Source organism: Streptomyces sp. RG80 (genome assembly GCF_040446465.1).
Lineage (GTDB): Bacteria > Actinomycetota > Actinomycetes > Streptomycetales > Streptomycetaceae > Streptomyces.
This window is the reverse complement of record NZ_JBEAAJ010000004.1, coordinates 640,269-661,821: the sequence shown is the minus strand read 5'-3', so window position 1 is coordinate 661,821 and position 21,553 is coordinate 640,269. Positions and strand designations below refer to the sequence as shown.

General features: G+C 72.5%; 20 protein-coding genes and 1 tRNA gene. 8 read left to right on the top strand and 13 right to left on the bottom strand.

What is annotated here, in order from left to right; all coding sequences use genetic code 11:
• Nucleotides 1-279: 279 nt before the first annotated feature.
• Nucleotides 280-780 carry an ATP-binding protein gene (locus ABKA17_RS17155; protein ID WP_502994257.1) on the top strand — a complete coding sequence of 167 codons (501 nt, stop codon included), beginning with the start codon at nucleotides 280-282 and terminating at the stop codon, nucleotides 778-780.
• Between the two features lie 104 nt (nucleotides 781-884).
• Here ABKA17_RS17155 and ABKA17_RS17150 read toward each other — a convergent pair whose 3' ends face one another.
• The 5 genes from ABKA17_RS17150 to rpmG form a co-directional block, all read right to left on the bottom strand.
• The gene (locus ABKA17_RS17150) at nucleotides 885-1,145 is read right to left on the bottom strand and encodes a DUF397 domain-containing protein (RefSeq protein WP_502994256.1); all 261 of its coding nucleotides are present in this window, start codon (nucleotides 1,143-1,145) and stop codon (nucleotides 885-887) included.
• A 318-nt stretch (nucleotides 1,146-1,463) separates the two neighbouring features.
• Nucleotides 1,464-1,697, bottom strand: a complete 234-nt coding sequence (gene rpsR / locus ABKA17_RS17145) for a 30S ribosomal protein S18 (protein WP_353692908.1) — start codon at nucleotides 1,695-1,697, stop codon at nucleotides 1,464-1,466.
• Nucleotides 1,698-1,702: 5 nt separating this feature from the next.
• On the bottom strand, nucleotides 1,703-2,848 hold the full coding sequence (locus ABKA17_RS17140; RefSeq protein WP_353692907.1) for a CobW family GTP-binding protein: 1,146 nt from the start codon (nucleotides 2,846-2,848) through the stop codon (nucleotides 1,703-1,705).
• Complete coding sequence (locus ABKA17_RS17135) at nucleotides 2,848-3,096, bottom strand: type B 50S ribosomal protein L31 (protein WP_353692906.1); 249 nt, start codon at nucleotides 3,094-3,096, stop codon at nucleotides 2,848-2,850. The genes ABKA17_RS17140 and ABKA17_RS17135 overlap by 1 nt, the downstream gene beginning before the upstream one ends.
• 8 nt (nucleotides 3,097-3,104) lie before the next feature.
• Complete coding sequence (rpmG, locus tag ABKA17_RS17130; RefSeq protein ID WP_019753828.1) at nucleotides 3,105-3,269, bottom strand: 50S ribosomal protein L33; 165 nt, start codon at nucleotides 3,267-3,269, stop codon at nucleotides 3,105-3,107.
• Between the two features lie 62 nt (nucleotides 3,270-3,331).
• On the opposite strand from rpmG, the gene rpmB reads away from it, so the two are divergent.
• The 4 genes from rpmB to ABKA17_RS17110 all read left to right on the top strand — a co-directional run bounded on the left by rpmB (nucleotide 3,332) and on the right by ABKA17_RS17110 (nucleotide 5,123).
• Nucleotides 3,332-3,568 carry a 50S ribosomal protein L28 gene (gene rpmB, locus ABKA17_RS17125; RefSeq protein WP_353692905.1) on the top strand — a complete coding sequence of 79 codons (237 nt, stop codon included), beginning with the start codon at nucleotides 3,332-3,334 and terminating at the stop codon, nucleotides 3,566-3,568.
• 22 nt (nucleotides 3,569-3,590) lie between these two features.
• Nucleotides 3,591-3,896 carry a 30S ribosomal protein S14 gene (rpsN, locus tag ABKA17_RS17120; RefSeq protein WP_353692904.1) on the top strand — a complete coding sequence of 102 codons (306 nt, stop codon included), beginning with the start codon at nucleotides 3,591-3,593 and terminating at the stop codon, nucleotides 3,894-3,896.
• A 44-nt stretch (nucleotides 3,897-3,940) separates the two neighbouring features.
• Nucleotides 3,941-4,471 (top strand): hypothetical protein, encoded by a 531-nt coding sequence (locus ABKA17_RS17115; protein WP_353692903.1) that lies wholly within the window; start codon nucleotides 3,941-3,943, stop codon nucleotides 4,469-4,471.
• A gap of 109 nt (nucleotides 4,472-4,580) precedes the next feature.
• A complete protein-coding gene (locus ABKA17_RS17110) occupies nucleotides 4,581-5,123 on the top strand; it encodes a DUF4232 domain-containing protein (RefSeq protein WP_353692902.1) in 543 nt (180 codons plus the stop codon).
• Here the strand turns inward: ABKA17_RS17110 and ABKA17_RS17105 are convergent.
• The gene (locus tag ABKA17_RS17105; RefSeq protein ID WP_353692901.1) at nucleotides 5,120-6,280 is read right to left on the bottom strand and encodes a DUF2786 domain-containing protein; all 1,161 of its coding nucleotides are present in this window, start codon (nucleotides 6,278-6,280) and stop codon (nucleotides 5,120-5,122) included. The two genes, ABKA17_RS17110 and ABKA17_RS17105, sit on opposite strands and share 4 nt — an antisense overlap.
• A gap of 65 nt (nucleotides 6,281-6,345) precedes the next feature.
• Here ABKA17_RS17105 and ABKA17_RS17100 point away from each other — a divergent pair, with 65 nt between their 5' ends.
• The 3 genes from ABKA17_RS17100 (at nucleotide 6,346) to ABKA17_RS17090 (ending at nucleotide 9,744) form a co-directional block, all read left to right on the top strand.
• Complete coding sequence (locus tag ABKA17_RS17100; RefSeq protein ID WP_353692900.1) at nucleotides 6,346-6,972, top strand: LysE family translocator; 627 nt, start codon at nucleotides 6,346-6,348, stop codon at nucleotides 6,970-6,972.
• 105 nt (nucleotides 6,973-7,077) lie between these two features.
• Nucleotides 7,078-7,797 (top strand): Clp protease N-terminal domain-containing protein, encoded by a 720-nt coding sequence (locus tag ABKA17_RS17095; RefSeq protein WP_353692899.1) that lies wholly within the window; start codon nucleotides 7,078-7,080, stop codon nucleotides 7,795-7,797.
• 258 nt (nucleotides 7,798-8,055) lie between these two features.
• On the top strand, nucleotides 8,056-9,744 hold the full coding sequence (locus ABKA17_RS17090) for a bifunctional 3'-5' exonuclease/DNA polymerase (protein WP_353692898.1): 1,689 nt from the start codon (nucleotides 8,056-8,058) through the stop codon (nucleotides 9,742-9,744).
• 36 nt (nucleotides 9,745-9,780) lie between these two features.
• Here ABKA17_RS17090 and ABKA17_RS17085 read toward each other — a convergent pair whose 3' ends face one another.
• From ABKA17_RS17085 to tmk, 7 genes are all read right to left on the bottom strand, one after another.
• Nucleotides 9,781-12,951, bottom strand: coding sequence for an AfsR/SARP family transcriptional regulator (locus ABKA17_RS17085; RefSeq protein ID WP_353693018.1), 3,171 nt, complete (start codon nucleotides 12,949-12,951; stop codon nucleotides 9,781-9,783).
• A gap of 449 nt (nucleotides 12,952-13,400) precedes the next feature.
• Nucleotides 13,401-14,297, bottom strand: coding sequence for a glycosyltransferase family 2 protein (locus tag ABKA17_RS17080; protein WP_353692897.1), 897 nt, complete (start codon nucleotides 14,295-14,297; stop codon nucleotides 13,401-13,403).
• Between the two features lie 131 nt (nucleotides 14,298-14,428).
• Nucleotides 14,429-14,839 carry a DUF3052 domain-containing protein gene (locus ABKA17_RS17075; RefSeq protein ID WP_353692896.1) on the bottom strand — a complete coding sequence of 137 codons (411 nt, stop codon included), beginning with the start codon at nucleotides 14,837-14,839 and terminating at the stop codon, nucleotides 14,429-14,431.
• Between the two features lie 129 nt (nucleotides 14,840-14,968).
• A tRNA-Thr gene (locus ABKA17_RS17070) sits at nucleotides 14,969-15,042 on the bottom strand.
• 129 nt (nucleotides 15,043-15,171) lie between these two features.
• Nucleotides 15,172-16,770, bottom strand: a complete 1,599-nt coding sequence (locus ABKA17_RS17065) for an alpha/beta hydrolase (protein ID WP_353692895.1) — start codon at nucleotides 16,768-16,770, stop codon at nucleotides 15,172-15,174.
• A 118-nt stretch (nucleotides 16,771-16,888) separates the two neighbouring features.
• Nucleotides 16,889-18,094, bottom strand: coding sequence for a DNA polymerase III subunit delta' (locus tag ABKA17_RS17060; protein ID WP_353692894.1), 1,206 nt, complete (start codon nucleotides 18,092-18,094; stop codon nucleotides 16,889-16,891).
• Between the two features lie 155 nt (nucleotides 18,095-18,249).
• Nucleotides 18,250-21,483, bottom strand: a complete 3,234-nt coding sequence (gene tmk, locus ABKA17_RS17055) for a dTMP kinase (RefSeq protein WP_353692893.1) — start codon at nucleotides 21,481-21,483, stop codon at nucleotides 18,250-18,252.
• Nucleotides 21,484-21,553 lie beyond the last annotated feature (70 nt).

Genomic DNA, 21,553 nt, shown 5'->3' with positions numbered 1-21,553 from the left:
CCGTCTTCAGGAGCCGAAGTCTGCCACTAAAACACTTCGAGCTGTACTCGTCCGATTACAGAGATGGAAAGAAGCCAAAGATTCCACACAGGAGGACGGGAGGAGAAGGCAAGAGAGGTAAGGAAGTTGGCGGAAAAAATGCCCAACAAGCGGTACGGGAGCGTCCAATTCGGTCACGTGCACGTGCATCTGCACCTTGCATCTGCACTCTTCATCCGAAACCATGGTCCCGCGCAACCGCTGCATCGCAACGACCGCGAACCTCCGGGAGTGCCTCGCATGGGGACGAATGGATCGACCATGCTCGAGCCGTTACGGCAGGGCCTTCCGCCGCTGGATCCCGCGGCCGTGTCCAACGCCGCCTCTTGTGCCCTGCCCGCCCGCTACGAAGCGGTGCGCGAGGCACGGCAGTTCACCCGCAGAACGCTCGACCAGTGGGACATAGGCGACCGTTTCGACGACGTCTGCCTGGTGGTCTCCGAGCTGGTCACCAACGCCCTGCGGCACGGACTGCCGACGAGCAACGGACACGCTCCCGAACAGATCCCGCCAGTGCGGCTCCATCTGATGCGCTGGACCGAGCGCCTGGTGTGCGCGGTGCGCGATCCCAGCCACGACAGTCCGGTGGCGCGCGATTCGGAGGACGACTTCTCGGCGGAGTCCGGGCGGGGCCTGTTCCTGGTCGACTCCTTCGCCGACAGCTGGGGCTGGCACCCGCTCGCGGGCACGCTCAACGGCAAGGTCGTCTGGGCGCTGTTCCGGCTCCAGTCCGCCGAGTGACGCCCCGCGGCGTTTTTCGGCGCCGCGGTTCTACGCGCGTCACCGGGCGTGATGCGACGATTGCCCTGAGTCCTCCGCCCGCGACCGGGCCTCGGCCCTGACCTTCAGCCCGCCACCAAGTGGTCGAACTCGCCGTCCTTGACCCCGAGGAGCATCGCCTCTATCTCGGCGCGCGTGTAGACGAGCGCCGGACCGTCGGGGAAGCGGGAGTTACGCATCGCCACGCCCCCGTCGGGCAGCCGCGCGAACTCCACGCAGGATCCCTGGGAGTTGCTGTGCCGACTCTTCTGCCAGGCCACCCCGTTCAGGTCCGCGGCCGCCATGCCGTTGTACACGCCGATGCCGTTGTACACGTCGTGGTCCACAGGTCGCTCCCCGGTGGTGCGGTGGCCTTGGGGCCATTGATGCAGTGGTCAACTGGTCCGGATCATAGCTCTGTTCACGTGCAGATGCATGAGCAGATGCACGTGCACGCGGGGTGGTCCTGTGGTTACAGATGTGACGTACGGGGCGCCGGATCCGTTCCCCGGCGCCTTGGGCATCTGGGTCGAACCCCCTCGTGTATAAGGAACAGACGCGTACCGCGCCCATCGTGTTCCAACCTTCACCCAAATCCTGCACAGGCAGAGCTCGGCCCCGGCGCGCGGAGCGTCCGCGCCGGGGCCTGACAGAGGGACGAGCGATCAGCGGCTGCTGTACGGCAGCAGGGCCATCTCCCGCGCGTTCTTGATGGCACGGGCCAGCTGGCGCTGCTGCTGGGCCGAGATCCGGGTGACCCGGCGGCTGCGGATCTTGCCGCGGTCGGAGATGAACTTCCGCAGCAGATCGGTGTCCTTGTAGTCGATGTATGTGATCTTCGCCTGGTCCAGCGGGTTGGGCCGGTTCTTGGCGGGCTTGCGCTCGGGCTTGCGGGGCATCGGGGTCAGACCTCCAGGAGGGTGTCGAAGGCGGGCGGCAACTGCTTCCACGCGTCGCGGCCGGCGGCGTACTCGGTGTCCGTCAACAGGCAGGACTCCAGCAGCCGTTCGAGGCCGTCGCGGTCCAGGGCGGGCGAGGTGAACACCAGGTGCTGGCAGCAGTCGCCGTGCTCGGGGTGCCAGTCCATCGCGGCGGCGGCGCGACGCACCGGCGGGACCATCTCCCAGGCCGCGTCGGGGAGGGAGGCGAGCCAGGGGCCCGCGCTCTCCACGCACAGCGCCCCGCCGGCCGCGTCCCAGTGCAGCAGTACGTCCGGTCGGTCGGCGAGCCAGAACCGGCCGCGGCTGCGGGCGGCGGCGCAGGTGATGTCCTCCAGCGCCTCGTACAGCCGCTCCGGGTGGAAGGGGCGGCAGCGGTGCCAGACCAGGGTGGAGACGCCGTGCGCGTCGGCCTCGGTGGGCAGGAGGGCACAGGCGGGGTGCTGGGCGGCGGCCGCGGCCTCCACGTCGAACCCGGCGAGCACGGCGTCGGCGAGCGCGGACGGGGCGCCCGCCAGGTCACCGTGGCCGATCGGGACCTGGCGGGCCGTCGGGTGCAGCTGGGCGAGCAGCTCGCGGTCCTCGTCGTCGGCCTCCTCCGAGTCGGCCACGGCGAGGATCGGGGCGTACTCCAGCTGACGGGCGAAGGTGTCGGCGACCGTGCGCTGGTCGGTGGCGGCCGCGGCGAGGCCGCGCTCGGCGAGGTCGTCGCCGTTGCCGAGGTAGGGCAGGATCAGCGCCGGGTCGACGGCGGTGACCACGCCGGTGACGATGAGCCCGCCGGCCGTGACGACCTCGGCCATCGCCTTGGGCTCCACCGAGTCCCACAGCTCGACGACCGCGAGCCGGGTGAGCCCGTCGTCGGCCAGCCGGCGCAGCTCCGGCACCAGGTCCTCGCGCAGCGCACAGCACGCGCAGTCGTTGACCAGGGGCGCCTCGCCCGCGGAGAGGATGCCGGAGGCGTCCCGGACGGTCCGTACGACCGTGCCCGCCGCGGCCGTCGCCAGGTCGTGGTGGAGGACGACGCTGCCGGGCACGTCGGCGAGCAGCCGCTCGACGGCCGCCTTGCGGGCGTCGGCGTGCAGCCCGCCGACGATCACGACGGAGAGCATCAGCCCTTCTTTCCGTACCGGCGCTCGAAGCGCTCCACGCGTCCGGCGGTGTCCAGCACGCGCGCGGTGCCGGTGTAGAAGGGGTGGCTGACGTTCGAGATCTCGACGTCGACGACCGGGTACGTGTGGCCGTCCTCCCACTCGATCGTCTTCTCGCTCGTCATGGTCGAGCGGGTGAGGAAGGCGTAGTTCGCGGCACGGTCACGGAAGACGACGGGGCCGTAGGCGGGGTGGATTCCGTTGCGCATGGCGGTGGTCAGCGCTCCTCTCGGAAGTCGACGTGACGGCCGACGACCGGGTCGTACTTGCGGAGCGTCATACGGTCCGGGTCGTTGCGGCGGTTCTTGCGGGTCACATAGGTGAAGCCGGTCCCGGCGGTGGACCGGAGCTTGATGACCGGGCGGAGTTCGTTGCGAGCCATGCTGCTATCTTACTGAAAATGAATTCCATTTACACAACTGCTTCGAGAGAGGTGCATCACCCGTGTCCGCCCACTGCATGCTGACCGGCGCCCAGCCGGGCTTCGGCAACCGCATCTCGCACTCCCACCGGCGCACTTCGCGCCGCTTCGACCCCAACATCCAGTCCAAGCGGTACTGGCTGCCCAGCGAGGGCCGGCACGTCCGGCTGCGGCTGAGCACGAAGGGGATCAAGACCGTCGACACGATCGGCATCGAGGCCGCCGTCGCGCGCATCCGCGCGCGCGGGGTGCGGGTCTGAAGGGATCTGAGGGAGAACCGGTATGGCGAAGAAGAGCAAGATCGCGAAGAACGACAAGCGGCAGGAGATCGTCGCCCGGTACGCCGAGCGGCGCGCCGAACTGAAGGAGATCATCCGGCGGCCGTCCTCCACGGACGCCGAGCGGGCCGCCGCACAGCAGGAGTTGAGCAGGCAGCCGCGCGACGCGAGCGCCACGCGCGTGCGCAACCGGGACCAGGTGGACGGACGGCCGCGCGGCTACTTCCGCGCCTTCGGCCTCTCCCGGGTCGGCCTGCGCGAGCAGGCGCACGCCGGGTACCTGCCGGGGGTGCGCAAGTCCTCCTGGTAGCTTGCTGCGGTCGTTGCGTCGACCGCTACAGCAGGGAGCCTCCAGTGACTTCGGCGATCTTCTCGCGCACCACGTCACGCCGGCGGATGCGGATCGCGGCGGCGGCCGTGTCCCTGGCGGGCGCGCTCACGCTGACCGCGTGCGGCGGGGGCGGCGACTCAGACTCCGACGACTCCTCGTCGCCGAGCGCCAGCGCCTCCTCGACGGCGACCGCCGACACGGGAGGCGGGACCGGCGGGTCGTCGTCGTCCGCCGCCCCCTCCGGCGACCTCGCCGGCAGCTGGCTCGCCACCACCAAGGGCAAGGCCGTGGTGCTGATGGTCAACGGCACGGAGGCCGGGCTCTTCACGACCGGCGGAACCGTGTGCAGCGGGACCGCGGGCGAGGAGGACGGCATGCAGATGATCCACCTCAAGTGCACGGACGGCAGCAAGGACCGGCAGACCGGGATGGTCGACTCCGTCGGCAAGACCAGCCTCAAGGTGACATGGGAGGGCGGTCTCGGCACGGAGACGTACACGAAGTCGGAGGGCGGCCAGCTGCCGTCCGGGCTGCCCACGGCGAGCCTGGGCTGATCCTCGTAGGACATCGAGGCCACGGCGGGGGCGGGCAACCGATTCCCAGGTACATGCGTGATGATCCATGCACGCGTTCACGCAGCACCTGAACCATCAAGGACCCCACATGCGCGCACTCCCCCTCGCCGTCGGCGTCGTCGCCGCCGCCCTCCTGCTGACCGGCTGCTCGGACGACGGCGGGGACAGCGGCGGGAAGGCGGACGCGGACAGCGGTGCCAAGAAGAGCGGTTCCGCCTGCACGTTCGACGAGATGACCGTGCAGGTCGGTCCCGCCAACGCCGCCCCGGCCGTCGGGGACACCGGCAACGTGCCTGTCACGCTCACCAACAAGGGCGCCGCGTGCACCCTGGACGGTCTCCCCGGCGTCGACCTCCACGCGGGCGCCACCTCGGCCACCGTCGCGCCCGACGAGGCCGCCAACGCGAAGAAGACGACCCTCACCAAGGGCGGCGTCACCTCCTTCACGATCACCTACGTCCGCGGCGAGGGCGGCGGCACGAAGAGCCTCGGTGTGAAGTCGGCGACGTTCACGCTGCCCGGCTCCACCGACACGCACAGCTTCAAGTGGTCGTACGGCGATGTGGCCCTGAAGAGCGACGGACAGGCCCCGGACGCCTCGGTGAGCGGCTTCCAGCAGACGGGCGACTAGCGACCGGGCGGCTGGTCCAGCCGTCGGCGGGACCTGACCTGTGCCCGGTCCGCCGCCTCGGCACCCTCGGTCCAGCCCGCCTCGTCGCTGACGCCGCGCAGCCGGGTCGTGGTGGTCTGCGGGAACATCTGGTCGAGGCGGTCGGTGACGGCGACCTCGCGGGTGGCGAGGACCGGGAGCAGGTCGTCGCCGACCTGGGTCTCTGCGGCGGCGCGCAGCCGGGTGCCGACGCGGTGGGCGTACGCCGCGAGGAAGGACTGCCGGAAGGTCTTGGTCCGTTTCCGGCCGCCCGCCCGCTGCGCCGCCTCCGCCGTGGTCATCGCCGTCATGGCCTGGACGAGGAGCGAGGTGTGGAGGAGCTCCACGACCTCCAGATCCCCTTCGAAGCCGACCACCGTGGAGAAACCGAACGCCTCGTTCCACACCGCCCGGCAGTGGTTCGCCGTCGCCACCGCGTCCAGCAGCACCGCCTTGGCCTGCTCGTACGGCGGCTCGACCCCGATCCGGCAGGCGCCGGGGGTGATGGGGGTCCCCCCGCGCGAGCGAAGCCGAGCGTGGGGGAGCGTGGGCGCCTGAGCGTCGATCAGCGCCTCGTCGACGCTGTGCCGGGCCATCAGCTCCTGCGCCTTGGCGCTGAGCGCCTCCGCCTCCTCCGGGTAACCGGTGGCCTCGGCCTTGGCGAGCAGCGCGCGGATCCGGGTGAGCATGCGGGACTCGGGGGCCGCCTTCCGGCCGGCCGGCTCCTCCAGGGGCTCCAGCGCGGGAAGGCGGAGCAGCAGGCGATACAGCTCCAGGACCGCGGTGGCGTGGGAGAAACGGTCCGTCGCGAGCGGCTCGGCGGTCAGCTCTTCGAGCTGGGCCCGCCAGCGGGGGCCGCGCGCACGGTCGTCGGACGCCTGCGCACGGATCAGGGCCTGCGTCAGACGTACGTGTACGTCGTCCAGGTCACGCCGCACCATCCGTACGACGTCGGCGGGCTGCCAGCCGCGCCGCCAGGCCTGCGCGACGAACTCCCGGCCCCGGCGGTCGAGTTCGGCGTCCGCGGTCCGGTCGGCGGCGAGGAGGGAGGCCGCCGTGTCGAGGGCGGCGTCGGAGTCCGCGTAGAGGGCGGCCTCGAAGGCGCGGTCGACGGTACTGGGGGTACTGCTGCTGGTCACGGGGCGATCGTCTCACTCCCCGAAAATCGTTCGCCGCTCCCCCGGGCCGGTCCGAGCATGGCCGCATGGTGGACATGTCTCTCTACGCGGCCTTCCTCGTGGCCGCCTTCGCGCTCTGTGTGACTCCCGGCCCCGACATGATGTTCATCGTGGCGATGGGCGGCCGGGGCGGGCCCTCGGCCGGGGTGATGGCGGCGTTCGGGGTGGCCTGCGCGATGTTCGTGCACACGGTCGCCGCGGCGCTGGGCCTGTCGGCGCTGTTCCTGGCCCTTCCGGCGCTGTACCACGTGCTGCGCTGGGCGGGCGCGGCCTATCTGCTGTATCTCGCGGTGAAGGCGTTCCGGGACCGTTCGCCGATGGGCGAGGGGGTGGTGGCCGGGCCGGGGATGCGGCGGGCCTTCTGGCAGGGCGCCGTCACCAATCTCCTCAACCCCAAGGTGATCCTCTTCAACGTGGCGTTCCTGCCGCAGTTCGTGGCGCCCGAGAAGGGACACGTGTGGGAGCAGTTCCTGGTCCTCGGGCTCTCGATCACGGTCATGGGCTTCGTGGTGGACGGCTCGATCGGACTGCTCTCCGGGAAGCTCTCCGCACTGCTGCGGCGCAGTCGGCGGGTGGCGCGGGGGCTCAACGTCTTCAGCGGGACGGTGTTCACGGGGCTGGCGGTACGGCTGGTGGCTTCCTCGCCGAAGTAGGGGCGCGGGGTGAGGTGAGGGGGCGCGGTCGGGGCACGCGTGCGTGGATGCCTGCAATGTCAACTCAAGGTTGACACCCCTCTACTGTCAACCTAAGGTTGACACATGACGACGAACCCCAAAATCACGTCATCCGTACGCCTCGACGACCTCATCGCGGCCATCAAGAAGGTGCACCCCGAGCCGCTCGACCAGCTCCAGGACGCGGTCATCGCCGCCGATCACCTCGGTGACGTGGCCGACCACCTGATCGGCCACTTCGTCGACCAGGCCCGGCGTTCGGGCGCCTCCTGGACGGACATCGGCAAGAGCATGGGAGTCACCCGGCAGGCCGCGCAGAAGAGGTTCGTGCCCAAGGAGGGCGCCGACTCGAGTGCCGCGCAGGACTTCAGCCGCTTCACGCCGCGTGCCCGCAACACGGTGATGGCCGCGCACAACGAGGCCATCGCCGCCCGCAACGCCGAGGGCTGCCCCGAGCACCTCGTCCTCGGACTGCTGGCCGAACCGCAGGGCCTGGCCGCCAAGGCGATCACCGCGCAGGGCGTACTCCTGGACGCCGTACGCCAGGCCGCCACCGCCGCGCTGCCGCCGGCCGCGGAGGAGGTCCCGGAGCTCGTGCCCTACGGCTCCGACGCCAAGAAGATCCTCGAACTCACCTTCCGCGAGGCCCTGCGCCTCGGCCACAACTACGTCGGCACCGAGCACATCCTGCTGGCCCTGCTGGAGTTCGAGAACGGCGAAGGCGTGCTGTCCGGCCTCGGGATCACGAAGGAGGCGACGGAGGCGGACATCGCCAAGGCGCTGGCGGAGTTGCAGGAGAAGTAGGGGCGGGCGGCGCCCTTGAAGCCGACGGCCCCACGAGACCGTGCTCAGCCGGGTCCGGGTCCGGGCCGGGGTCGAATCTGGGGGCCGGGGCCGAATCGGGCACCGAGAATGGGACCGGGCCTGGGTCCACGGCCGAGGCCGGGTCCGAGGCCGCGGTCAGGGCCGGGTCCGAGGCCGCGGTCAGGGCCGGCACTGGACCGTCGGCCTCGCGGGTCGTGTCGAGGCCCGTTGTCAGACCCTCCTGCGACACTCGCAGCCATGACCGACCGCTGGGCTCTCGCACCGGCCGAGGACGGTGGTGTGGAGATCGCCGCCCTCGGTCCCGACGGGCTGCCCGCCGGGCCGGTGCGGTGGGAGGCGGATCTCGCGGCGGCCGTGCGGGGGCGGCCGGAGGTCGCGCGATGGGTGTGGCGGTCCACGGCCGAGGTGTATCCGCGACTGCTCGCCGCAGGGGTGCGAGTGGAGCGGTGCTACGACGTCGAGGACGCCGAGACCCTGCTGCTGGGCCACGCAGGCAGGTCCGGCGAACCCCGGTCGGCCGCCGCCGCCCTGGCCCGGCTGCGCGGTGGCCCCGTACCGCCGGATCCGCCGCTGCGCTCGGCCGAACCCGGCTCGCAGTCCTCCCTCTTCGAGCCGCAGGCTGTCCATCTGCCCCTGGCCGACCTCCTGGAGGTCTACGCCGACCAGCAGCGCCGCCAGGACGCCACCGCGCACCCGGACCGGATGCGGCTGCTGATCACCGCCGAGTCGGCCGGGATGCTGGTGGCCGCCGAGATGAACCGCGCGGGCCTGCCGTGGAGCGCCGACGTCCATCGGCGGGTCCTGCACGAGATGCTCGGCGAGCGGTACGCAGGCGGCGGTGAGCCCCGCCGGCTCGCCGAGCTCGCCGACGAGGTGTCCGCCGCTTTCGGGCGCCGGGTCCGGCCCGATCTGCCCGCCGATGTCGTCAAGGCCTTCGCGCAGGCCGGCATCAAGGTGAGCTCCACCCGCCGCTGGGAGCTCGAGTCCGTCGACCACCCGGCCGTGAAGCCCTTGATCGAGTACAAGAAGCTGTACCGCATCTGGGTCGCCCACGGCTGGTCCTGGCTCCAGGACTGGGTGCGCGAGGGCCGGTTCCGGCCGGAGTTCCTCTGCCACGGCACCGTCACCGGACGCTGGGTCACCAACGGCGGGGGCGCCCTCCAGATCCCCAAGGTGATCCGCCGAGCCGTGGTCGCCGACCCCGGCTGGCGGCTGGTCGTCGCCGACGCCGACCAGATGGAACCGCGCGTGCTCGCCGCGATCTCCCGCGATCCCGGGCTGATGGAGGTGGCGGGGCGGGAGAGCGACCTGTACCAGTCCGTCTCCGACCGCGCCTTCTCCGGCGACCGCGACCAGGCGAAACTCGCCGTGCTGGGCGCGGTCTACGGCCAGACCTCCGGCGACGGCCTCAAGAACCTCGCCGCGCTGCGACGCCGTTTCCCCAAGGCGGTGGCGTACGTCGACGAGGCGGCCCGCGCGGGCGAGGAGGGGCGGCTCGTACGGACCTGGCTCGGGCGGACCTGTCCACCGGCGGTCGGTTCGGGCGACGCCGCCGAGGAGGCCGGCATCCCCCAGGAGGACACCGCCGAGACCCCCGCCGAGGACGGCTGGGTGCCGGGCTACGCCTCCCGCAACGCACGCGCCCGTGGCCGCTTCGCCCGAAACTTCGTCGTCCAGGGCAGCGCCGCGGACTGGACCCTGCTGCTGCTCGCCGCGCTGCGCCAGACCTGTGCGGACATGGCGGCCGAGCTGGTCTTCTTCCAGCACGACGAGGTGATGGTGCACTGCCCCGAGGAGGAGGCGGAGACGGTCGTCGCGGCGATCCGGGACGCTGCGGAACTGGCGGCACGCCTGACCTTCGGGGAGACGCCGGTGCGGTTCCCGTTCACGACATCGGTGGTGGAGTGCTACGCGGATGCCAAATGAACCGGGCGCTCAGGGGTCGGTCGCGGGACAAGAAGCTCAGTCGTCGAGCAGGGCGCGGAGCTCGGCCACGACCTCCTTGCGGTCCGTGCCGTCCAGCGCGGCGAGGGCCGTACGCCACTGGTCGTACGCCTCCTCGGTGCGCCCCAGTTCCTGGAGCAGCAGCCCGTGCTGGTGGCGGGCGAGACCGCCCGCGTAGCCGTCGGCGCGGGCGTCCGCGCGGCTCAGCAGCTCGACGCACTCGCTCTCGGCCTGTTCCGTACGGCCGAGCAGCCGCAGGGCGCGCACCAGTCCGAGCCGGGTCTGGGACTCGCCGTGCCAGTCGCCGTGTCCGCCGAGGATGCGCCGGCTCTCCTCGAAGTGCGGCAGGGCGGCGGCCGGTTCACCGAGGGTGAGATGGGCGTAGCCGATGTTGCAGTGCGCGGAGTGCTGCACGATGACGTTGCCGATCTCGACGCCGATGGCGAGCGAGCGCCGGTGCTGCTCGATGGCGGCGCGGGGGTCGGTGTGCTCGTACAGGTTGCCGAGGTGGCCGTAGGTCACGGCCTCGCCCCAGGGGTCGTCCAGTTGCCGGGACAGCTCCAGGCTCTGCCGCAGCGCCTCCGCGGACTCCTCGTACCGGCCGAGGGTCTCCAGCAGCAGGCCCCGGTTGCCGAGGCCGCGCCGGATCCGGGCGAGTGCGCCGAGCCGCCGCCAGAGCACCAGGGATTCGTCGACGAGGGTGAGGGCCTCGCCGGGGCGGCCGGTGAGGAAGTGCAGACCGGCGAGGTCGAGCAGCGCGTACGCCTCGGCGGCTTCGTCCCCGAGCCGCCGCGCCAACCGGACCGCGGCCTGCCCGAGCCCCTCCATCTCGGAGACCCGGCCACTGCGTTGCAGGTAGGGGAAGAACAGCCGCAGCAGGGTGGAGACATGGGCGGCCGTGCGCTCGTCGGGGGCGTCCGCGTACCGCTCGACCAGGGCGATGACGTTCTCCAGCTCCGACGTCCCCCAGGCGAAGGCCTCCTCGGCGGAGGCGAAGGCCGGTACGGACAGCACGTGCGCCGCGTGCTCGGGCGGCTGCGCGGCGGTCGGGCGCCGGCGGTCGTCCTGGTCGAGGCCGGGCTCGACGATCGCGGTGAGGGCGCGTTCGGCGACGCCGGTGTACCAGCGCACGGCGGTGCGGGCGATGTCGGGCGCCCCGGCCGGCGTGGCCAGTTCGCGGGCGAAGTCACGGACCAGGTCGTGGGGGGTGTAGCGGCCGTACGCCGTCTCGTCCAGGAGCGCCACGTCCACGAGGCGGTCGAGCGCGGCCTCGGCCCGGCTCGTCTCGGTGCCGAGCAGCCGGGCGATGAGAGGGGCGCCGTAGGTGGGCAGGTCGAGCGCGCCGAGCCGGCGCAGGGCGAGGGCGGCGTCCCGGTCGGTGCGGCGACCGGACGCGGCGAGCGCGTCGTGGGCGACGGCCAGGGAGCGGCGTACGGACAGGTCGTCGTACTCCAGATGCCGCAACCGGTCCTCCGTGGCGGCCAGTTGGTCGGCCAGGACGTCCGGGGTGAGGGCGCGGCGGGCGGCCAGGCGGGCGGCGACGATGCGCAGGGCGAGCGGGAGACGGCCGGTGAGTTCGACCAGGGGGTGGCTCGCGTCGATACGGTCACCGTCCGCCGCGTCCCCGGCCCCGCCGCCGTCACCACCACCGCCTTCACGGCCGGACACCGTCCGCAGCAGTGCCGCGCTGTCCTCCGCCGACAGCGGGGCGAGCGCGAAACGGCGGGCGCCGTCGAGAGTGGTCAACGGGGAGCGGCTGGTGACGATCACCCCGCAACCGGTGCCGGCCGGCAACAGCGGCCGTACCTGCGCTGCGGTCCCGGCGTCGTCGAGCACCATGAGCGTGCGGGTCGGCGCGAGCATGGAACGCAGCAACGCGGCTGCCGCGTCCGGGTGTTCGGGGATGGAACGCGGGTCGGTGCCCAGGTCGCGCAGCAGCGCGGTGAGCGCCTGGGACGACGTCAGCGGGGTCATGCCCGGGGTGGCGCCGTGCAGGTTGACGTACAACTGGCCGTCCGGGAAGCGTTCCCGCAGACCGTGGGCCACGTGCAGCGCGAGCGCGCTCTTGCCCACACCGGCCATGCCGCTGATGACGGCGACGGTGGCGGGTTCGGCGTCGGACAGGGTTCGGCGTACGTCGTCGAGGACGGCTGCGCGACCGGTGAAGTGGGGTGGTGGCGGGGGGAGTTGGGCGGGGCGCGGTGGTGATGGCGCGGCCACGGTTCGGGGCTCGGCGGCTGCTGTGCCGGGGTCCGGGTCGGCCGGGTCGCCGTTTACGCCGAGTGCCTCGCCTTCGACGCCGGCCGCTTGGAGTACGGCGTCGGTGGGGGCGAGCGTGGCGTCGGCGGTTCCGGGGGCGGGGGCTTCGTCGACCACCCCTGGGGCGGTGTTGGCCGCTCGGGGGTCGGCTCGCGTGCCCTCAGTTCCGGTGGAGGTCTCCGTCGCCTCGCGCAACACCTCGACGTGGGCCTCCCGCACCCCCGCACCGGGTTCCACTCCGAGTTCGTCGAGGAGTCGCGTCCGCAGGTCCCGGTGGACGGCCAGGGCCTCCGCCTGCCGTCCGGTTCGGTGCAGGGCCAGCATCAGCTGGCGGTGGAAGGCCTCGCGGAGCGGATGTTCGGCGGTCAGGGACATCAGTTCGAGGACCAGGGCGTCGAGCCGGTCGCCGACCGCGAGCTCGGCGTCGTAGCGCAGCTCGAGAAGCAGCAGCCGAGCCTCCCGCAGTCGCTGCGCGAAGGCGTATCCGCCCAGCTCGGCGGGGAGTCCGCTGAGCGGCGAGCCCCGCCACAGCGCGAGCGCGTCGGTGCACGCGCGCACCGTCCCCGCCCAGTCCCGTCCGGCGTGCGCGGCGCGCGCCTCGGCGACGTGGGTGTCGAAGACATGGACGTCCAGCTCACCCTGCTCGACGCGCAGCAGATAGCCGGGCGGCACCGCCCGTAGCCGCTCGGGGTCGTCGAGGAGCCGTCGCAGCCGGGTGACGTGGTTGTGCAGCGAGGCCTGTGCGGAGGCGGGCGGCGCCCCGCCCCACAGCGCGTCCTTGAGCGACTCGACCGACACGGTACGGCCGCCCTCGAGGAGCAGCGCCGCCAGCAGTGCCCGCGCCTTGGGACTGCCCAGCACCTGGGCCGTGCCGGCGTCGAAGAGCACCGGCGGCCCCAGCAGTCCGAACCGCAGCTCGTACCGCTTCACGCCGAACCACTGCCTTTCCACGCGCCGTACCCGGCGGCGCTCCACACCCGACACCCCGCACTTCTGGCGGGATCACGCCTTCCGCGCGACGGTTTCCCGCCAGCGCCCGCCGACCGACGATCAGGCCGGAATCCGCTACCGTACCGGCCATCCGAAGGCCTCGCCCGGCGACTTCACGCCAATCGACCGACGCCGCCGGAGAGGGCCATTGGCCACATGTTAGCGATCTGTTGGCGCCGCCTGATCTGATCACTCCATCGGATCTGGCCCGACGGTGCGCGCGTACGACGCGTAGCTCGGGGGAGTGTCGCCGCCGTGGCCGGATCCGGGGACGCGAGAGAACCCCGGTCGGCGGAGGTGAACGACCGGGGTTCTCGTCCTGACTGGGCTTCTCGTCCTCTACGGGCCTTCACCGGCGTTCAATTGCCGGGGCCGGGGCCGGCAAGCGGTCAGATGATCGGCGGCCGTCCCAGCCGCGTGAGCCGCCACACCGTGCGCCAGCGCATCGGACGCCGCTCCCCCGCCGACTCCCGCACACCTTCTGCGAATCCGCCGAACCAGGCGCGCAGCCCCGCCACCGACCGGTTCCGCGCGAGCGTGAGCAGCACCCAGACTCCGAGATGGACCGGGACCAGCAGCAACGGCAGTCGGCGCCGGGCCAGCCAGACACGGTTGCGGGCGTTGACGCGGTAGTAGACGGCGTGCCGGGCGGGCGAGGTCTTCGGGTGCTGGAGCAGCAGTTCGGGCGTGTACAGGATGCGCCACCCCGCGTCGACGGCCCGCCACGCCAGGTCGGTCTCCTCGTGCGCGAAGAAGAACCGGGCCGGCCAGTCGCCGATCTCGTCGAGCATCGTCATACGGAAGCCGTGGCCGCCGCCGAGGAAGCCGGTCACGTACCCGCCGCGCATCGGATCGGAAGCCCCGACGCGGGGCACGTGCCGCCGCTGGGTCTCCCCGTGCTCGTCGGCGATCCGGAAGCCCACGACGCCGAGTCGCTCGTCGGCCGCGAACAACTCCCCTACGCGGCGCAGCACATCGGCGTCGACCAGCAGCCCGTCGTCGTCCAGCTCCACGACGACATCGACGTCCCCGAACTCCCGTAGCCGCGCGATCCCGACGTTGCGGCCGCCGGGACAGCCGAGGTTGTCGTCCGTTTCCAGGACGGTGACCTCACCGGGCAACGACAGCCGCTCGGCGAACTCCGGCAGCCGGCAGCCGTTCCCGACGATCACGATCCGGGTGGGCGGCACGTCCTGCTTGGCCACGGACTCCAGCAGGGCATCGACCTCCTCCGGCCGGTTCCCCATGGTCACGACGGCAACGGCGACGCGTGGCGCCTCCCCCATGCCCTCACCTCATCCCGGCTCGCAAGTACCGCCGCGATGCTAACCGTTCACGGTAAGGACTTCTCAGATACGCCCGTTCACCGACGCCGGTTCGCCTTCGGGATCGCGTCCCGGCCACGGTTCCGCTTCCGTTACCGCTCCCCTGTCCGATTCGCTTTCCTGCGTACGAACTTCAGCCCCGACCAGTCCTCCCCCAGCGCGGCCACCTTCACATCGACGACGCCGAGCGGGAGGAAGAGCTCGCGCAGGTCGTTCTCGCTGATGTCGCTGACATGCCCGGCGGCCTTCCTCGGCCAGGCGATCCACAGCATCGCGTCGTCGGCGAGATCCTCAACAAGCGCGGCGGCCTCGGCGGCCAGCACCCGGTGTTCCCGATAGAAGGCGAGGGCGACATCCACCCCACCCGGCCCACCCGCCACGACCTCGCACCCGTCGGGCAGCCCAGGAATGTCCCACCCCTCGGGCGCATACCGCAGCCCCACCCGCTGCCCACCCTTGATCCCGATCTTCCGCCCGAGCGGCGTACCGGAGTAACCACCCATCCCACACCTCCCCTCCCATGCTGACGGGCCGGGCGAGGTATGTCCCGCCCACGGGGACGGGAGCGAACGAGAAGGCCCACAGGAACGCAAAAGCCCAGCTCAGACAGTGTCTGAGCTGGGCTTGGAAAGAGCCGCCTTCGGGATTCGAACCCGAGACCTACGCATTACGAGTGCGTTGCTCTGGCCATCTGAGCTAAGGCGGCGCGCCGTCCGCACTATGGTGCGATCAGCAACGTCGGTAAGTCTACACAGTTTCCGAGGGTGCTCCGTACCGGCCCCGGAGGCGGGCGCTCCGGGGGTGCGGGCGGGGCGTGGAGGGGCTGCTGGAGGGGTTATGAGCAGCGCTTTCCCTTCGTCGGCGGGGTCCCCCGCAGGAGGTACGCGTCGATCGCGGCGTCGATGCAGGTGCTGCCGCGGCCGTACGCGGTGTGGCCGTCGCCCTCGTAGGTGAGGAGGCGGGAGGAGGAGAGCTGGGCGGCGAGGGCGCGGGCCCAGCGGTACGGCGTGGCCGGGTCCCGGGTGGTGCCGACGACGACGATCGGGGCGGCGCCCTCCGCGGTGATGCGGTGCGGCTCGCCCGTCGCCTTCACCGGCCAGTACGTACAGTTCAGTGAGGCCCAGGCGAGGCCCTCGCCGAAGACCGGGGACGCCTTCTCGAACTCCGGCAGCGCCTCCCGTACCTGGTCCGGCGAGTCGAACGCCGCGGGGAGGTCGAGGCAGTTCACGGCGGCGTTGGCGAACATCAGGTTCGAGTAGCGGGCGTCGGCGTCCCGCTCGTAGTAGCTGTCGGACAGGACCAGCAGTCCGGCGCCGTCGTTCTCCTTCATCGCCGAGTTCAGCGCCTCGCGCAGTTGCGCCCAGGCCCCCTCGTCGTACATCGCCGCGATCACCCCGGTGGTGGCGAGGGACTCACCGAGCTCGCGGCCGTCCACGTCGCCCGTGGGGATCGGCTGCGCGTCGAGCTTCGCGAAGAACGCCTTGAGGTTCTTGCCGACCTCTCCCGCCTTCGTGCCCAGCGGACAATCCGGCTGCTGCACACAGTCCCGCGCGAACGACTGGAACGCCGTCTCGAACCCCGCCGTCTGGTCGAGATTCATCCGGCGGGCCGGCAGGGACGGGTCCATCGCGCCGTCCAGGACCAGGCGGCCCACCCGGTCCGGGAAGAGGCCCGCGTACGTCGCACCGAGGAAGGTCCCGTACGACGCCCCGACGTAACTCAGCTTCTCGTCGCCCAGCGCCGCCCGCAGGATGTCCATGTCCCGCGCCGCCTCGACGGTCGAGACATGACGCAGCAGGTCGGGCGAGTGCGCGCCGCAGCCCTCCGCGAACTTCCGGTAGGCGGCGACGAGTTCGTCGGTCTCCTCCGCGTCGTCGGGCGTCGTGTCGGTCTGCGTGTACGCGTCCATGTCCCGCCCGTCCAGGCACTCGACGGGCTCGCTGCGGGCGACGCCGCGCGGGTCGACGGCGACCATGTCGTACCGCGCGCGGACCTCGGCGGGGTAGCCGATCGCGGCGTACGCCTGGAGGTAGCCGACCGCCGAGCCACCCGGCCCGCCCGGGTTCACCAGCAGTGAACCGACCGGCTTGCCGGAGCCGGTCGCCTTCTTGCGGGCGACGGCGAGGCGGACGTCGCCGGCGTCCGGCTTGTCGTAGTCGAGCGGTGCCTTCATCGTGGCGCACTGGAAACCGGGCACTCCGCAGCTGCGCCAGTTCAGCCTCTGCCCGTAGTACGACGAGAGAACGGACGGCGTGGACTTCGGCAGCGCGGCCAGCGCAGCCGCCTCCGCGGTCGAGCCGGCGGAACCGCTGCCCGCGGAGCACGCGGTCACCACCAGCGCGGCGACGGCGAGGAGGGCGCCGGCGGTGCGCGGACGCCGGCGGCGGGGCGGGTCGAGCGGGGGTGCCTGGCGGAGGCTACGCCTGATGTACATCAGCCGAGCGTAACTCTGCGCAGCCACTCGATCGCCTTCCGTGCATCTTGCGGCTCGTACGAGGGACCTGGTCAACCTTCTGTTGATCAGGAGCGAAGGGGCGCGGATACGCCGTGCCTCAGCCGGCTCTCAGTGCCATCGTCATCGCCTCCACCGCCAGCAGCGGCGCCACATTGCGGTCGAGGGCGTCACGGCACGCGGCGATCGCCTCGATGCGGCGGAGCGTGGACTCGGGGGATCCGCCGCGGGCGAGGCGCTCCAGGGTGTCCTCGGCCTCCGCGTTGGCGATCGCCACCCGGGAGCCGAGCTGGAGGGCGAGGACGTCGCGGTAGAAGCCGGTGAGGTCGGTCAGGGCGAGGTCGAGACTGTCGCGCTGGGTACGGGTCCGGCGCCGCTTCTGCTTGTCCTCCAGGTCCTTCATCACCCCCGCCGTACCCCGCGGCATCCGCCCGCCCTGGACCGCGCCCATGGCCGCCTTCAGCTCCTCGGTCTCCTTGGCGTCCATCTCCTCGGCGAGCAGCTTGGCGTCCTCGGCGGCCGCGTCGACGAGTTCCTGGGCGGCCTTGAGACAGCCGCCGACGTCCTCGACCCGCAGGGGCAGCTTGAGGACGGCGGCCCTGCGCTCGCGCGCGGCGGGGTCGGTGGCCAGCCGCCGGGCCCGGTCGACATGGCCCTGCGTGGCCCGGGCGACGGCCGCGGCCACGCCGGGCTCGATGCCTTCCCGCCGTACGAGAAGGTCGGCGACGGCGTCGACGGAGGGCGTGCGCAGGTTCAGGTGCCGGCAGCGGGAGCGGATGGTCGGCAGGACGTCCTCGATGGAGGGCGCGCACAGGAGCCAGACGGTACGGGGGGCGGGCTCCTCGACGGCCTTCAGTACCGCGTTGGCCGACTTCTCGTTCAGCCGCTCGGCGTCCTCCACGAGGATCACCTGCCAGCGGCCGTTGGCCGGCGAGGTGAACGACTTGCGGACGGTGTCCCGCATGTCGTCGGCGAGGATCTGGGTGCCGACCGCGGCGACGGTGGTGACGTCGGCGTGGGTGCCGAGGAGGGCCGTATGACATCCGTCGCAGAACCCGCACCCGGGCACCCCGCCGAGCGCCCGGTCTGGGCTCACGCACTGCAGGGCGGCGGCGAAGGCCCGCGCCGCCTGTGTCCGTCCCGCCCCGGGCGGGCCGGTGAACAGCCAGGCGTGCGTCATCTTCGACGCCTCGGGCCGCGGAGCGGCGGTGGCGACCGCGGTGACGAACGCGTCGGCGTCCCGAGCGGCGGCGCCGAGCTGCTCGCTCACCTTCTCCTGGCCGACGAGGTCGTCCCAGACGGTCATGGCTCGTGCCGCCCTTTCGTCACGGTGGGGGGTGCGGGATCCATTGTGCGGGTCGCCACTGACAACGGTCCCCGCCGACCGCCCGGGAAGCGGTCAGCCGCACTGCCCCGCCCCGCCCGCGCAAACAGTGCTCCCGGGCCGCACCCAACTCCGGCTCAGCCTCGACGCCCCCGGCCCCGACGCCCACGCTCCTCGCCGAACTCCTCACCGTCATGCGGCCCGAGCAGCTCGTCCGCCAGTGACGGCAGGTCGTCCAGCGGTGTCTCCTCGGCCCAGTCCGACCGGGCCCGCTTGCGAGGCGCCCCCGACTCGTCGACCTGGGGCATCTCCCGCGTACGGTCCTCGGTCCCGTCCGGCCCCGCCTGCTCCTCCCGGAAGAACCCGGGCGGCACCCGGTCCGCGGGAGTCTCCCCCGGCACGGGCGGCAGCACAGCGGTCTCATCGGCGGCACCCGGCACGACGGGCGGCAGCACAGCCGTCTCATCAGCCGCACCCGGCACCACCGGAGGCAGCACCGCGGTCTCGTCCGCAGCCCCCGCCGGCGGCTTCGGCAGCTCCGCAGTCACCTCGTTGTCCGAAGGAGCCGAGGAAGGAGACGAAACCGCGGCCCTCCTCTCACTCTTGCCCTCGCGCCCGTCCCCGTCCCGCACCGGCCGCAGCACAGCCGTCTCCTCCACCGGCCCGCCCGACGCGTTCGTCGGCGTCACCACCGGCGTGGGCACGGTCACCGCCTCCGGAGGCGCGGCCGTCGGCGGCACCGGCTTCCTCGGCCCCGCCTCCGCGGCCGCCGTGGCCTGCTCGGCGAGCCGGCGCGCCTCCTCGGCCCGCAGCAGTGCCTCCTCGGCCTTGCGCTGCTTCTCCAGGCGCCGGGCCTCGGCCTCGGCGTGCAGCCGGGCCTCCTCCTCGGCCTGCTTGCGGCGCCGTTCCTCCTCGGCCTTGCGGCGAGCCTCTTCCTCGGCCCGCGCCTTCTCCTCGGCGAGCAGCCGGACCCGCTCCTCCTCGGCACGCTTGCGCGCTTCCTCGGCCCGCAGCCGGGCCTCCTCCGCCTGCCGTTCGGCCTCGCGGCGCTGCGCCTCCTCCAGCTCGCGGCGCTTGCGCTCCTCCTCCTCGGCGCGCAGCCGCTCGAGCTGTTCCTGGCGCTCGCGCTCCAGGCGCTCCTCCTCGGCCTTGCGCGCGGCCTCTTCCTCGGCCTTGCGGCGCGCTTCCTCCTCGGCCTTGCGGCGGGCCTCCTCCTGCTCCCGGATCTCCTGCTCGGAGAGCGGCAGCAGCTGGTCGAGGCGGTGGCGTACGACGGTGGTGACGGCCTCGGGCTCCTGGCCCGCGTCGACGACCAGGTAGCGGCCCGGGTCAGCGGCGGCCAGCGTGAGGAACCCGGAGCGCACGCGCGCGTGGAACTCCGCCGGCTCCGACTCCAGCCGGTCCGGCGCCTCGGTGAACCGCTCCCGGGCGATCTCCGGGGAGACGTCCAGCAGCACGGTCAGATGCGGTACCAGGCCGTTCGTCGCCCAGCGGTTGATGCGGGCGATCTCCGTCGGAGACAGGTCGCGGCCCGCCCCCTGGTACGCGACGGAGGAGTCGATGTAGCGGTCGGAGATCACGACCGCGCCCCGCTCCAGCGCGGGCCGCACCACGGTGTCCACGTGCTCCGCGCGGTCCGCCGCGTACAGCAGCGCCTCCGCGCGGTGCGAGAGCCCGGCGCTGGAGACGTCGAGCAGGATCGAGCGCAGCCGCTTGCCGACCGGCGTCGCCCCCGGCTCGCGCGTCACGACGACCTCGTGGCCCTTGGCCCTTATCCACTCCGCGAGCGCCTCGGCCTGGGTGGACTTCCCGGCGCCGTCGCCGCCCTCCAGGGCGATGAAGAAGCCGCTCGCGGCGGGCACCGTCACCGGGTCGTCGCCGCCGAGCAGCGCGTCCCGCAGGTCGTGCCGCAGCGGCACCCCGGAGCGGTCGTCGACCTTGGCGAGGACCAGCGCGGCCACCGGCAGCAGCAGCGCGCCGACCAGCATCAGCGTGAACGCGGCACCGCCGTGCGCGAACACGAACTTGCCGTTCTCCAGCCGGTGCGGCCCGATCAGCGCGGCCACCAGCGGTGCGACGACCGCGCCGAGCGCCACGAAGACCCGTACGACCGCGTGCAGATGCTCGGTCGTGCGGCCGCGCCGGTAGTCCTCGGCCTCCTGGTCGAGCAGGGTGTGCCCGGTGTTGGCGGCCACGCCCGCGCCGACGCCGGCCAGCGCGAGGATCAGGATCACCGTCGTCACGTCCGGGACGAGACCCGCGGCCAGCAGGGCGACGCCGGTGAAGGCGATCGCCAGTGCGAGCAGCCGGCGGCGCGAGAGCGCGACCAGCACCTTGGGCGCCGTACGGATGCCGACGACGACGCCGCCCGTCAGGGCCAGGACCAGCAGGCCGAACGTGACCGGCCCGCCACCCAGGTCCTTGGCGTGCAGCACGGCCACGGCGACGGCCGCGGAGATCGCGCCCGCGACGGCCGCGGAGGCCAGCACCAGCAGCGGGAGCACGCCGGTGCGGCCCTTGTCGACACCGGTGCCGGTCTTGGGGCGGCGCATGCCCTCCAGCGGGGAACGCGCGCGTGGCGTGCGGGTGTCGGGGAGTTCCAGGAAGGTCAGCACGGACAGGGACGCCGCGAACAGACCGGCCGCGACGTACGAGGCGAGGGCCGCCTGGTGCTGGGCGAACCAGTCGATCCCGGCGCCCAGCAGGTTGTTGACCAGCGAGGCGGTGACTAGCGCGGCGGCGGCCAGCGGGATCGCCACGAAGCCCGTGCGCAGCGACAGTCGGCGCAGCGCGTCCATGTGGTCCGGCAGCGGCCGTACGGTCGCGCCCTCCGGCGGCGGGGCCGGCAGCAGGGCGGGCGCCGCGCTCTCCCGGCACACCGTCCAGAAGCGCTCGGCGACCCCGGTCACGAAGGCGGTCACCAGAAGGAAGGCCAGGGCGTTGTCCGGCGTCCAGTCGATCCACAGGGGCGCGACGATCAGCGCCAGCGTCCGCACCGCGTCCGCGCCGACCATGGTCCAGCGCCGGTCGAGCGGGCCCTCCTGCGAGGTGAGCGACGTCAACGGGCCGAGGAGCACCGCCCCGAAGAGCAGTGTGGCCAGAATGCGCACCCCGAAGACGGTCGCCACTGCGAACGCCACGCCCCGGTAGCCGCCGCCGAAGGAGCCCTCGGCGATCGCCGCCTGGAGGGCGAGGACGACCAGCACCAGCAGGGCGAGGGCGTCGCCGACACCGCCCACCAGCTGCGCGCTCCACAGCCTCCTGAGCTGCGGTCGGCGCAACAGGGCGCGGACGGCGCGCTCGCGGGAGTCCGCGGCAAGGGCGTCGTCGGGGGCCGGGTGGTGGGCCGTTGGCTGCTCGGCTCGCGTCATGCTTTCAGCCTATCGGGCGGCACCGACACCCCGCCTCGCCCGTCCGAACGTGCGCACGCCCCGACACCAA

Bases quoted from the DNA above. Each gene is read 5' to 3' on its own strand.
- ABKA17_RS17065 (WP_353692895.1), bottom strand. From the start codon at position 16,770: ATGTACATCAGGCGTAGCCTCCGCCAGGCACCCCCGCTCGACCCGCCC.
- rpmG (WP_019753828.1), bottom strand. From the start codon at position 3,269: ATGGCTCGCAACGAACTCCGCCCGGTCATCAAGCTCCGGTCCACCGCC.
- ABKA17_RS17110 (WP_353692902.1), top strand. From the start codon at position 4,581: ATGCGCGCACTCCCCCTCGCCGTCGGCGTCGTCGCCGCCGCCCTCCTG.
- ABKA17_RS17080 (WP_353692897.1), bottom strand. From the start codon at position 14,297: ATGGGGGAGGCGCCACGCGTCGCCGTTGCCGTCGTGACCATGGGGAAC.
- ABKA17_RS17155 (WP_502994257.1), top strand. From the start codon at position 280: ATGGGGACGAATGGATCGACCATGCTCGAGCCGTTACGGCAGGGCCTT.
- tmk (WP_353692893.1), bottom strand. From the start codon at position 21,483: ATGACGCGAGCCGAGCAGCCAACGGCCCACCACCCGGCCCCCGACGAC.
- ABKA17_RS17100 (WP_353692900.1), top strand. From the start codon at position 6,346: ATGGTGGACATGTCTCTCTACGCGGCCTTCCTCGTGGCCGCCTTCGCG.
- ABKA17_RS17090 (WP_353692898.1), top strand. From the start codon at position 8,056: ATGACCGACCGCTGGGCTCTCGCACCGGCCGAGGACGGTGGTGTGGAG.
- ABKA17_RS17095 (WP_353692899.1), top strand. From the start codon at position 7,078: ATGACGACGAACCCCAAAATCACGTCATCCGTACGCCTCGACGACCTC.
- ABKA17_RS17060 (WP_353692894.1), bottom strand. From the start codon at position 18,094: ATGACCGTCTGGGACGACCTCGTCGGCCAGGAGAAGGTGAGCGAGCAG.
- ABKA17_RS17075 (WP_353692896.1), bottom strand. From the start codon at position 14,839: ATGGGTGGTTACTCCGGTACGCCGCTCGGGCGGAAGATCGGGATCAAG.
- ABKA17_RS17135 (WP_353692906.1), bottom strand. From the start codon at position 3,096: ATGCGCAACGGAATCCACCCCGCCTACGGCCCCGTCGTCTTCCGTGAC.
- rpsN (WP_353692904.1), top strand. From the start codon at position 3,591: ATGGCGAAGAAGAGCAAGATCGCGAAGAACGACAAGCGGCAGGAGATC.
- ABKA17_RS17140 (WP_353692907.1), bottom strand. From the start codon at position 2,848: ATGCTCTCCGTCGTGATCGTCGGCGGGCTGCACGCCGACGCCCGCAAG.
- rpsR (WP_353692908.1), bottom strand. From the start codon at position 1,697: ATGCCCCGCAAGCCCGAGCGCAAGCCCGCCAAGAACCGGCCCAACCCG.